Here is a 12,938-nt window from a genome sequence, read left to right on the forward strand (position 1 = left end):
GATTATTTGTGTATCGAACACTAACTGCATCTGGAGAAACAGCTATTTCTGAGAAAGGTGTTGGGATGTTCTTACCTATTTTTTCTATCGTACTTTTGGTTTTGGCCAACAAAGCCATCAAAAAGGATGAAGATCTCGTGAAATCTGTTGATCGATTACGATAAACCTATAAACTTAGTTTTTTTTAGTGCTGCGAAAAACCCGAACGAAAGTTTGGGTTTTTTATTTAATCCGAATTTATATCAGATTCTCTAATTCTTCCCCAATTCAATAATCTCTAAATTCTGAATTTTATCACCATCTATTTCAAAACGTAACATGGTTCTAACTTGATGAAAGCCATAAACACCACAAGCACCTGGATTCATATGCAATAGATTTAGTTTTTTATCAAACTGCACTTTTAAAATGTGCGAATGACCACAGATGAAAAGTTTTGGAGGATTAGTTTGAATTTCATTTCTAATCGCTTGATTATATTTACCAGGATAACCGCCAATATGCGTAATCCAAACATCAACATCTTCACAAAAAAAACGATTTTTCAAAGGAAACTCCACCCTCGCTTTGTCATCATCTATATTACCATAAACAGAGCGCAAAGGTTTAATTTTTTTAATAGTATCTGTAACCATTAAATTGCCAATATCACCAGCATGCCAAACTTCATCAGCTTGATTGACATATTTTAGAATAGCATCATCAATATGACTATGTGTATCAGAAATTAAAAGGATTTTTTTCATTTTTAAAAATTATGAAAGGCAAATTTATAGTAAAAACTTTAACGGTTTACCAACATAAAATCTTTGTAACTTTGTAACTTGAAAAACTAGAAGAAATACGTTGAGATATTTTATTGAATTAGCTTATAAAGGAACAAATTATCATGGTTGGCAATACCAGCCAGAAGCTAATTCTGTACAAGAAACGCTCAACAAAGCTCTCTCTGTTTTACTAAAAACCGATATTGACGTTGTTGGTGCTGGAAGAACGGATACAGGAGTTCACGCCAAACAAATGTATGCGCATTTTGATTTTGAAAAAGAAATCAATACTAATCAATTAGTGCATAAATTGAATTCTTTTTTACCCAAAGACATTGTTGTTTATTCTATTATTAAAGTTTCAAACGAAGCTCATGCTCGATTTGACGCTACCAAACGAACCTATGAATATCATATTCACACGTTCAAAGATGTATTTGAAAACGAAGGGAGTTGGTTGCATCAATTGCCCATAGATATAGACAAAATGAATGAAGCTTGTCAAATTCTTTTCAAGCACAATGATTTTGAATGTTTTTCTAAAACGAATACCGATGTTAGAACCTTTAATTGTGTTGTTTTTGAAGCAAATTGGAAACAAATAGGAAGTAAAGTAGTTTTTACCATTGCAGCCGACAGATTTTTACGTAATATGGTTAGAGCTATTGTTGGCACCATGATAAATATTGGTTTAAACAAAATAAGTTTAACTGATTTTGAAAAAATAATTGAAAGCAAAAACAGAAGTCAAGCTGGATTTTCAGCACCTGCTCATGGCTTATATTTAACCCAAATAGCCTACGAATACATCAAATAATACATGAAAGCTAAAGCATTCGACACTAACTTATTTAAACGAATTTTAAAATATACACAACCCTATAAGTTAAGATATTATGGTGTGATTTTATTTGCTGTTTCGCTTTCTGTTTTTGCGGCACTTCGTCCCTATTTATTAAAACAAACGGTTGATGCTTACATAAAACCAAGAGACGAACACGGATTGTTGTTTTATGTAACTATTATGGGTTTTGTTTTGCTAGCCGAAGTGTTGTCGCAATTCTTTTTTGTGTATTGGGCTAATATTTTAGGTCAAGACATTATCAAAGATATCAGAGTAAAACTTTTCAAACACATGTTGAGTTTTAGAATGAAATATTATGACAATTCACCTGTGGGAATGTTAGTTACGCGCTCAGTTTCAGACATTGAACAAATAGCTCGTATTTTCAGTCAGGGATTATTCATGATCATGAGTGATTTAATGAAAATGTTAGTGGTTTTAGTTTTTATGTTTTATATGAACTGGCGATTGACTTGGATTGTTATTATTGCTATGCCTGTATTAGTTTATATCACTAGAATATTTCAAAAGAAAATGCAAGTGGCTTTTGAAGAAGTACGAAATCAAGTAGCCAACATGAATACTTTCGTTCAAGAACGAGTTACTGGAATGAAAATAGTGCAACTTTTTAACCGTGAAGATATTGAATATCAAAAGTTTAAAGAAATAAACGGTAAACATAACAATGCTTGGATTAAAACAATTTTTTATAACTCCATCTTCTTCCCTATTGCAGATATTATTTCATCGTTAACACTTGGTGCCGTAGTGTTGTATGGAGGTATTCATATACTTGATGGTGATAAATTTACCACCTTTGGTGATTTGTTTTCCTATACTATGTTCATCGGAATGCTCTTTAATCCTTTGCGCCAAATTGCAGATAAATTTAATGAAATGCAAATGGGTATGATTGCAGCCAATCGTGTTTTTGATATTTTGGATTCAGATAGTGATGTGCAACTGAATGGAACTAAAATTGCTAATCATTTTCATGGAAACATTCGTTTTGAAAATGTGCGTTTCAGTTATATTGCTGATGAAGAAGTATTAAAAGGCATTAATTTAAATGTAAAATCTGGAGAGACCATAGCTATAGTGGGTGCAACTGGCGCAGGAAAATCTACTATAATTAATCTTCTAAATCGTTTTTACGAAATTAATTCTGGTACAATTTATATTGACGACCAAAACATCAACGAATTTAAACTCGAAAGTCTTCGCAACCAAATTGCCATAGTGCTTCAAGATGTTTTTCTTTTTGCAGATACAATTCATAATAATATTACTTTAAATAATCTAAACATCTCAAAAGAAGATGTAATAACCGCGGCTAAAAAAATTGGAGTTCATAAGTTCATAAAAAGCTTACCTGGTGGTTATGATTATGATGTAAAAGAACGAGGAGTAATGCTCTCTTCTGGTCAACGCCAATTGATAGCTTTTCTTCGAGCATATGTTAGCAATCCAAGTATTTTGATACTAGATGAAGCTACTTCTTCTATTGATACTTATAGTGAGGAATTAATTCAAAAAGCAACCGAAAAAATAACACAAGGAAGAACCTCTATCGTAATAGCGCATCGATTGGCAACTATTGTCAAGGCAAATAAAATAATTGTAATGGATAAAGGACAAATTGTTGAAGAAGGAACCCATCAAGAATTAGTTAACAAAGCAGAAGGTTACTATAAAAAATTATATGATTCACAGTTTGCTATTGAAGTTTAATTGACTAAAAAGTAATTGTTAACCATTAGGTCTTATTTGTTTTTAATATTCAAATAAAGTAGTTTGTCACTCTGAACATGCAAAAGTATCTCTTTTTTGTTATGTATAAAATACTAGATTCAAAACTCTTAAATTTTAACAGAATTAAGTATTCAAACATGAACAAAAAAATTGAAATTACAGAAACAAAAAAGACCTAACAGTTTTAAAAATTTATCAGGTCTAACTGTTTAACTAGTAAATCATTTAATGACTAAAACTCTCTACTTCTTTCGGATTGTGTTTGTGCTTAAACATTAAAGCAAATAAAATTGCAATTATTAATGAATAACCAGCAAAAGAAAGCCAAATGTTATGCCAATCTCTTGAACCATTATGAGTAAAATATTCATCAATAATATATCCACTTAGTAAACCCCCAAACAAAGCTCCGAAACCATTAGACATCATCATAAATAATCCTTGAGCAGAAGAACGAATTTTAGAATCCGTAGAAGTTTCTACAAATAATGACCCTGAAATATTGAAAAAATCGAATGCCATTCCATATACAATACAAGACATTATAATCATCCAAAGTCCATCAGATGGATTTCCATAGGCAAACAATCCGAAACGCAAAACCCAAGCGAACATGGAAATTAGCATAACTTGTTTAATTCCAAATCTTTTCAAGAAAAACGGAATGACTAAAATGAATAAAGTTTCTGATATTTGAGAAATAGACATTATCAATGTTGATTTTTTTACAATAATACTATTGGCATATGCTGGCACTTTCCCAAATTCTGATAAAAAAACGTCTCCATACATGTTAGTTAATTGTAAAGCACCCCCTAAACACATTGAAAACAAAAAGAATAATGCCATTTTATAAGTTCCAAACAATTTGAAGGCATCTACACCAAATTTTTGGGCCAAAGATGCATGTTCTGAAATTAACTTTTGTGGCGGACATTTTGGTAAAGTAAATGAGTAAATTCCTAGAATTACTGCAGAAATTGCCGATATGTAAAACATATTTGAAGAAGCTTTATTCCCTGTTAAATTGGTCAACCACATAGCGGCAATAAACCCAATAGTTCCCCAAACTCTAATTGGCGGAAAAACTTTAACTACGTCAAAATTATTATTTTTTAAAATATTATAGGCAACAGAATTTGAAAGGGAAATTGTTGGCATATAACAAAGCATTGCTGCAAAAATAACCCAATAAAAAGTTATTGGATTATCAACTTGCGGAATATAAATAAGAGCAATTCCACCAAGTATATGTAAAACACCATAAAGCTTTTCAGCATTTATCCATTTGTCAGCTATTATACCTGTTACAGCTGGCATTATTATAGAAGATAAACCTAAAGTTGAAAAAATGGCTCCAAATTGTTCACCACTCCATTGCTTGGTTCCAAACCAATAGTTCCCTACAGTAATCAACCATGCGCCCCAAACAAAGAATTGGAGAAAACTCATGATAGTTAATCTCAATTTAATACTCATAAAAATAGTTTTTGGTTTTTAAAAAATAGGAAGTAAATCTACTATTTAAATCGTGATAAACAAAAAATCAAATTGATTTCGTAATATTTCGAACTAATAATAAAACTTTTTCAAATTGTTCTTCTTTGGTTAATGAAGAATTATCAATTTCAATAGCATCTTCAGCTTTAACTAATGGAGAATCATCTCGATGAGTATCTATGAAATCTCTTTCTTCCACATTATTCAAAACTGCTTCAAATGAAACATTTTGCCCTTTAGCTTGTAATTCATCATAACGTCTTAGCGCGCGAGTTTTTGGGCTTGCATTCATAAATATTTTTAGTTCTGCAGAAGGAAATACAACTGTCCCTATATCTCTTCCATCCATAACAATTCCTTTTCCTTTACCCATTGTCTGTTGTTGTTCAACAAGCTTTACTCTCACTTCAGAAATTTCAGCTACTTTACTAACAAAATTAGATACTTCAATGGTTCTAATTTCTTTTTCAACATTTACTTCATTTAAATAAATTTCTGCAAAACCCAATTCAGAATTAAATTGAAAATGAAGTTTTATGAAAGGTAAACTATTAATTAAAGTTTGTTTGTCAAAAAAGTCGGTTCCTATGTAGCCATTTTGCATCGCAAAAAATGCAACCGCACGATACATAGCTCCGGTATCTACATATATGTATCCTAAATGTTTGGCTAGCTGCTTGGCTAATGTGCTTTTTCCTGTAGAAGAAAATCCGTCGATGGCAATAGTAATTTTTTTCAATGGATAGTGTTGTTAATATTTATTATTACCAAAATCGATAATTAGTCCAAACAAACTAGTATTTGCAGCTAATGTATATCTAGAATAAGAATAATTGAATTTTAAATTATTCACTTTTAACCCAAATCCAACTGAAATTCCAGAAAAATTTCGCTGTTCTAAGATACGTAATTCTTCGGCTCTTCTAAAATTATATCCCAATCGAATATTAAATCCTTTGTTAGGAAATAATTCAGCACCCATAATAACATGACGCAAAGCGTTACCAAAAACAGAAACTTTTTCTGGTGTTGAACCACCATCTAATGAGCCTTGTGCTCTATTAGGATTAGCAAAAGCCAATTGCCATTGCTGCATATTTTCTAAGGTTAAATGCCATCTTATCGGAACATTTTCCATTAATTGCGATACTCCTATTAATACTTCTAAAGGTATTTTTTCTCTAGTTTCAGCAAAAGGAGTTATTTGAGTTCCAAGATTTCTAATAGATAATGCCCAATTTACATCGTTGCGCGAGTCGATAAACAAAACTCCAATATCAATTGCTGCACCATAGGAATTGTAAGACTCCAATGTAGAGGAAATTAATTTAGCGTTGGCACCAACATAAAAATCTGAATTTGGAATATTATAAGCATAACCAAAACTCAGCGCCATTTCACTTCCCGTGAAATTAGATGTTTGTTGACCATTTTCGTCATAGCCATCAAAGTTTCCATAGTTTACATAATTTACACCTGCAAAAAAAGTTTGAACGTGTCTGTCGTAGGTATAGGCATAAGATGCTGTTCCATAGGTCACTTCACCAAAATAACTCCCATAATTTAAAGCCAATTTGTTGTCCATTTCTTGATTTATGGTAGCTGGATTAAAGTGTGCTTGATTTACATCGCTATCATAAAAAGTTAAAACTTTCCCTCCTAATGCAGCTTGTCTTGGAGACGTAACCAGATTTAGAAATTGGTATATTGATTTACCACCAATTTGACCAAAAGACATCAAATTAGCTAAACAAAATCCAATACAAATTACTTTTCTAAACATTAAAAATACTTATACTACATACTAAAACGGAAATGCGAAGATATTATTTTATATGGTATGAAAAAAAGTTAAAAAAAGGCATAAGGGTTATTTACTTATGCCTTTTACGATAAACTGCAACAATGAATTATAGTTTTTTAGGATTTTTAACTTTTTGACCTGTTAATGCAAAATCAATAACTTCACTCATCTCTTTTACATAATGAAAAGTCAATCCGTCAATATAGTCAGATTTAATTTCTTCAATGTCACTTTTATTTTCATAACATAAAATTATTTCTTTGATATTGGCTCTTTTGGCTGCTAAAATTTTTTCCTTTATACCTCCAACTGGCAATACTTTCCCTCGAAGGGTAATTTCTCCTGTCATGGCTAAATTTTTCTTTACTTTGGTTTGTGTTAATAAAGAAACTAGTGAGGTAAGCATAGCAATTCCAGCACTTGGACCGTCTTTTGGAGTTGCGCCTTCAGGCACATGTAAGTGAATATTATATTTGGATACTATTTCAGAATCAATACCAAAAATACCCGCATTAGACTTTATATATTCTAAAGCAATAGTTGCAGATTCCTTCATAACTGTTCCTAAATTTCCAGTCAATGTTAAGGTTCCTTTTCCAGGAGAAATTAGAGATTCTATAAATAAAATATCTCCACCAACAGATGTCCAAGCTAAACCTGTCACTACTCCAGCCACTTCATTACTTTCTGATTTGTCTCTAGCTAATTTTGGCGCTCCAAGTATCTTTAGAATATCTTCATCTGTAACTTTTTTATTATATTCTTCTTCCATGGCTACTGATTTAGCAGCATTTCTAATCACTTGAGCAATTTTATTTTCTAAGTTTCTAACTCCTGATTCACGTGTATATCCTTCTACTATTTTTTCTAATTGTTTTTTTCCAATTATTAAATCTTTGGGAGTTAGTCCATGTTCTTTTAATTGTTTTGGAAATAAATGCTGACGAGCAATTTCTACTTTTTCCTCAATAATATATCCTGTCATTCTGATAATTTCCATTCTGTCTTGCAATGCTGGTTGAATGGCTGACATATTATTTGAAGTAGCAATAAACATAACTTTGGATAAATCATAACCCATTTCTAAGAAATTATCATAGAAATCATTATTTTGTTCTGGATCAAGTACTTCCAATAATGCTGATGAAGGATCACCTTGATGACTATTCGACAATTTATCTATTTCATCTAAAACAAAAACAGGATTTGAAGTTCCTGCTTTTTTTAAGCTCTGAATAATTCTTCCAGGCATAGCACCAATATAGGTTTTTCTATGGCCACGTATTTCAGCTTCATCTCGTAAACCACCTAGAGAAATTCTAACATATTCTCTTCCTAAAGCTTCTGCAATAGACTTACCAATAGACGTTTTACCAACACCTGGGGGACCCGTTAAACAAATTATAGGTGATTTCATGTCATTTCGCAATTTTAGAACTGCTAAATGTTCAATAATTCGTTTTTTAACATCCTCAAGTCCAAAATGATCTCTATCTAAAATTTTTTGAGCGCGTTTTAAATCAAAATTATCTTTAGAATATTTTTCCCAAGGCAGTTCTAAAAATAATTCTAAATAATTTCTTTGAATACCAAATTCTGGTGCTTGTGGGTTCATTCGCTGCATTTTAGAAATTTCTTTCTCAAAATGTTTTGCTGTTTTACCATCCCAGGACTTAGCTTTTGCCTTTTGGCGCATGTCTTCAATTTCTTGCTCATTCGAAACGCCACCTAATTCTTCTTGGATGGTTTTCATTTGTTGGTGCAAGAAATATTCTCGTTGTTGTTGGTCTAAATCAAAGCGAACTTTAGATTGAATGTCATTTTTCAATTCCAATTTTTGTAGTTCCACATTCATAAAGCGCAAAGTCTCCAGAGCTCTTTCTTTCAAAGCATTAATCATTAATAAATCTTGTTTTTCTTTAACCGAAAGATTCATATTGGAAGAAACAAAATTGATTAAGAAAGATTGACTTTCAATATTTTTAATAGCAAAAGTAGCTTCAGTTGGAATGTTTGGACTTTCTTTTATGATTTCAATAGCTAATTCTCTGATTGAATCAACAATAGCTTGAAATTCTTTATCGTTTTTTCCTGGTCGCTTCTCTTCAACTTCTTTAATTGTTGCTTTTAGATAAGGATTTTCAGTAGTTACCGTGTCAATAGCAAAACGTTTTTTTCCTTGAAGAATAACTGTAATATTGCCATCAGGCATTTTTAAAACACGAAGTATTTGTGCAACAGTTCCAATGCTGTATATGTCATTTTTTGTTGGATCTTCATCCTCTTCATTTTTCTGAGCAACAACACCAATTATTTTATTGCCTGCATTAGCATCATTAATTAGTTTGATTGATTTATCTCTCCCTGCAGAAATAGGAATAACAACACCAGGAAATAAAACAGTATTTCGTAGAGGTAAAATAGGTAGCGAACTCGGCAGTTCTTCATTATTCATTTCCTCTTCATCCTCTGGTGTTAATAAAGGAATTAAATCGGTTTCTGAATCAAATTCTTGAAGTGACATATTGTCAAATGAGAGTATATTTTGGTTTGACATGTGGTATTTAATTTAGTCAAATTGACATTTGTAATTAATATTGCTAAAAAAATTTAGGTAATCCATATATAGAAATAAATCAAAATCGATATTTTACATTTGAATTGCGCTAAAATCTATATATACTTAAAATATGGTTTTTAGCAACTTGATAAGTCAATCATTATGCCAAAAAAAAATCCGCCAAATTGACGGATTCCATATTATAATTGAATGTTAATATTCTACATCAAATGCACCTTCTGTTACAATAAAAGGAGTTGCACCAGTAGTTACAAAATTAAAAGTTCCTTTTAATCTAGTTGCCGTTTTTAAGGTAACAGTGATTGAGCCAGTAGTGGCATTGTAATTGGTATCATTAAAGTCATAAATTGCTTGGACACCGTCTGTGGTAGCGTTGCCAGTTATAGGATATGTTCCAGTTCCTAGAGAACTTTTAACAGATACTGTTATAGAATTTAAAGCTGCATTTTGAGCTCCAATACTAATAAATTCTTGACTTCCGACAGAAATGGTAGTAGATAAAATATCAACATCTACAAATTCTGTCCCGCCAACTTTAGCAAAAAATGTATCACCAGTTTGAGCTTGAGTTATATATGGAATATTTTGAAAAATACCATTTGTGAATTGAACAGGTAAAATAGAAGTCACAGACGTATCAGACCAATACCCTTTAAAATTAAAAGTTCCAGAAATGGTTTTATTTGTTGTATTGATATTTGTAACAGTAATTGAACCCGTGTTTTCCTGTGGATTATCAAAATTAGTAGACCAATATCCATAATCTGAACCAGCTGGTGTATATGCCAACAAATTTGTATTTGCTGGGTAAGTTCCTGTGGTATTACCTTCAACTAAGAAACCAAATCCTTCACCATTAGCTTTAACCCCTGAAATGCTTATTAAATTACCTGAAATAAGTGCCTGAGCTGTTGTTGCTGTCCAAGTAGTACCTGTAAAATCAGCTTTAAAAACTGATGGTCCGTTATTTCCTCCTCCAAAATCATCTAAATTAATAGCGCTATCTATTGGCTCATTATTACAAGAAATCAATGTAAAATTACCTATCAATAAAAATATACCAACAACAAGTTTTATTCGTTTCATAACTGTTTTATAAATATTGCTCAAATATAATTTTATTTGAAATTATAACAAGACTTTTTTTGGAATTCTTAGTAATAATAACAATCCTGAAATAAAAAATATGGCTAAGAAAACAATTGCAAATCTTGGACTCCCTGTTATTTGGTCAATCAAACCATAAACCAGCATCCCAATTACAATTCCCACTTTTTCTGAAACATCATAAAAACTAAAGAAAGAAGCTGTATCTTTTGTTTCTGGTAAAAACTTGGAATAAGTTGAGCGACCTAAAGCTTGAATTCCACCCATTACTAATCCTACTAAAGAAGCCATAATATAAAACTCTTTTGGTGTGGTAATGAAATAGGCAAATCCACATAACAATACCCAAAAGGCATTGAGAAAAATTAACACTTTAATATTTCCAAATTTTGATGATGCTTTAGAAGTTAAAACTGCACCAACAATAGCTATAATTTGAATTAAAAGAATACAAGTTATTAGACCAATTTGACTTTCCTCTGCATCCTTCCAAAGTATTTCTTGCGCACCAAAATAGGTTGCAACAAGCATAACTGTTTGTACTGCCATACTAAACACAAAAAAACTCAATAAATAACGCTTCAATGGTATTTCAGTTTCTAATATTTGCCAGACTTTTTTTAATTCTTTAAATCCATTAAAAATTATTGAAAAATTAATTTTCTCATTATTCGAATTTCCTTTTGGTAAGTAATAGTAAGTGTATTGACTAAAAAGTATCCACCAAATTCCAACCATAGCAAAAGAATATCTCATAGCTTTGACAGATGCTTGCCCAGAAGTTCCTGAAATATGAAAAAAATCGGGTTTCATTATCATTGCTAAATTTACAATTAATAGTAAAACACTTCCGATATAACCTAACGAATATCCTTTTGCACTAATTTTATCTTGCTGATCTGGAAAAGCGATGTCGGGTAGATAGGAATTATAAAAAACCAAACTTCCCCAAAAACCAATTAATCCAAAAAAGTAAAAAGTTAGCCCCAATAATATATTATTTAAGTCAAAAAAAAATAAACCTATACAAGACAAAGCACCTACATAATTAAAAAAACGCATAAATATTTTTTTATTCCCAATAAAATCTGCAATACCTGATAATAATGGTGAAAGTATAGCAACGCATAAAAATGCGGTAGCTGTTACAAAACTAATTAATGCTGAATTTTTAAAACTATGTCCAAAAACATTGATATAAGGGTTTTCTTTAGTAAAAAGAGCATTATAAAAAATAGGGAAAACCGCTGAAGCAATTACCAAACTATAAACTGAATTAGCCCAATCATAGAAAGCCCATGCGTTTAATAACTTTTTACTTCCTTTTTGGAGATTTGTCATAAATAGTATTTAAAATAATAAAAGCTGCTCAAATTGAACAGCTCGAAGATAGTATATTTTTTATTATTTAAAAACCACTCCAAATTTTAATGCCTCAGCTTTTGCCTCGGGAATTAATCTTCTAAGGTTTGCAATTCTTGTTTGATCAGAAGGATGTGTACTCATGAATTCTTCAGGTTTTTTACCTCCAGAACTAGCAGACATTCTTCCCCAAAATTCAACTGCTTTTTCAGGATTATAACCGGCAATAGCCATTAAAGTTAATCCTATCTTATCAGCTTCGCTTTCATGACTTCTACTAAATGGTAGCATTCCTCCTATTTGAGTTGCTGCACCATATGCTGTCATTGCTATTTGCTGTGTTTGTGCTGAATTTGATCCTACTGCTGCACCAACACCTACTGCTCCTAATTGTTGCAACATTCCAGCACTCATTCGTTGTTGTCCATGATTGGCTAAAGCGTGTGAAACTTCATGTCCTAAAACAGTAGCTAGTCCTTCATCGTCTTTTGTAATGGGCAAAATACCAGAATATACAACAATTTTACCCCCTGGCATGCACCAAGCATTCACTTCTTTACTTTCAACTAATTTATATTCCCATTGGTAATCTTTGAGATAACCTTGGTATCCATTGGCATTCAGCCATTTTTCGGCAGCCATTTTAATTTTTATCCCGATAGATTCTACTCTTTTAGCATCAGTGGTTCCAGAAACTACTTTGTTCTCCTTTAAAAATGCTCCATATTGCTGGAATGCGGAAGGCAAAATTTCGCTATTAGGAACTAATGCCATAGTGTTTTTACCTGTGAATGGATTTTTAGCGCAAGAAAAAACTAAAACTGCAAAACAAATAACTGATAATAAAATTCCTTTTTTCATGATTACAATATTTTAAAGTCAAAGTTACATAATCTTTAAGATTAATAATTATATAATTCAATTACTAATAATAAGTAAGTCCGTAAAATCTCTATCAATAATTAAAGTATTGATAACATTTATTGTATTTGATCTAAAGCTGTTTTCTCATTAGGGGATAAATAATTAAAGTTCTATAAATAGTAAGTTTTAGGATATAATAAAAAAAATAGGATTTGTGTTGAAATAAAATATCATTAATAACTTGACTACAAATGCTTGTACATAAAATAACCCTTCCCGTTTTGGTCAGAGTTACTAGAAAAAGGCATGGACAGTAACGCATTGACTGTGCTGCACCTATAAAACAAAAAGTCCTTC

At 31.4% G+C, this 12,938-nt stretch carries 11 protein-coding genes; 3 read left to right on the plus strand and 8 right to left on the minus strand.

Translation table 11 applies throughout. The features are described from left to right. Positions 1-164 (plus strand): DUF4293 family protein (locus tag ACOYLT_RS07175; protein ID WP_422853193.1); only part of this gene is annotated, 164 nt, incomplete at its 5' end. Positions 165-251: 87 nt separating this feature from the next. Here the strand turns inward: ACOYLT_RS07175 and ACOYLT_RS07180 are convergent. Further along, a complete protein-coding gene (locus ACOYLT_RS07180; RefSeq protein ID WP_422853183.1) occupies positions 252-746 on the minus strand; it encodes a metallophosphoesterase family protein in 495 nt (164 codons plus the stop codon). A gap of 100 nt (positions 747-846) precedes the next feature. On the opposite strand from ACOYLT_RS07180, the gene truA reads away from it, so the two are divergent. Further along, the gene (gene truA / locus ACOYLT_RS07185) at positions 847-1,584 is read left to right on the plus strand and encodes a tRNA pseudouridine(38-40) synthase TruA (RefSeq protein WP_422853184.1); all 738 of its coding nucleotides are present in this window, start codon (positions 847-849) and stop codon (positions 1,582-1,584) included. A gap of 3 nt (positions 1,585-1,587) precedes the next feature. After that, on the plus strand, positions 1,588-3,342 hold the full coding sequence (locus tag ACOYLT_RS07190; RefSeq protein ID WP_422853185.1) for an ABC transporter ATP-binding protein: 1,755 nt from the start codon (positions 1,588-1,590) through the stop codon (positions 3,340-3,342). 246 nt (positions 3,343-3,588) lie between these two features. On the opposite strand, the gene ACOYLT_RS07195 is transcribed toward ACOYLT_RS07190, so the two are convergent. From ACOYLT_RS07195 to ACOYLT_RS07225, 7 genes are all read right to left on the minus strand, one after another. Next, positions 3,589-4,842, minus strand: a complete 1,254-nt coding sequence (locus ACOYLT_RS07195; protein ID WP_422853186.1) for a nucleoside permease — start codon at positions 4,840-4,842, stop codon at positions 3,589-3,591. A gap of 67 nt (positions 4,843-4,909) precedes the next feature. Next, the gene (gene cmk / locus ACOYLT_RS07200) at positions 4,910-5,602 is read right to left on the minus strand and encodes a (d)CMP kinase (RefSeq protein ID WP_422853187.1); all 693 of its coding nucleotides are present in this window, start codon (positions 5,600-5,602) and stop codon (positions 4,910-4,912) included. A gap of 12 nt (positions 5,603-5,614) precedes the next feature. After that, positions 5,615-6,646 (minus strand): type IX secretion system protein PorQ, encoded by a 1,032-nt coding sequence (gene porQ / locus ACOYLT_RS07205; RefSeq protein ID WP_422853188.1) that lies wholly within the window; start codon positions 6,644-6,646, stop codon positions 5,615-5,617. Between the two features lie 127 nt (positions 6,647-6,773). Beyond that, the gene (lon, locus tag ACOYLT_RS07210; protein ID WP_422853189.1) at positions 6,774-9,224 is read right to left on the minus strand and encodes an endopeptidase La; all 2,451 of its coding nucleotides are present in this window, start codon (positions 9,222-9,224) and stop codon (positions 6,774-6,776) included. A 216-nt stretch (positions 9,225-9,440) separates the two neighbouring features. Then, entirely contained in the window at positions 9,441-10,334 is an 894-nt protein-coding gene (locus ACOYLT_RS07215) for a DUF6252 family protein (protein ID WP_422853190.1), read from the minus strand. A 42-nt stretch (positions 10,335-10,376) separates the two neighbouring features. Beyond that, entirely contained in the window at positions 10,377-11,696 is a 1,320-nt protein-coding gene (locus tag ACOYLT_RS07220) for an MFS transporter (RefSeq protein WP_422853191.1), read from the minus strand. Positions 11,697-11,759: 63 nt separating this feature from the next. Then, positions 11,760-12,578, minus strand: coding sequence for a M48 family metallopeptidase (locus tag ACOYLT_RS07225; RefSeq protein ID WP_422853192.1), 819 nt, complete (start codon positions 12,576-12,578; stop codon positions 11,760-11,762). Positions 12,579-12,938 lie beyond the last annotated feature (360 nt).

The organism is Flavobacterium sp., from assembly GCF_049318185.1.
In the GTDB taxonomy this organism is placed as follows: Bacteria; Bacteroidota; Bacteroidia; order Flavobacteriales; family Flavobacteriaceae; genus Flavobacterium.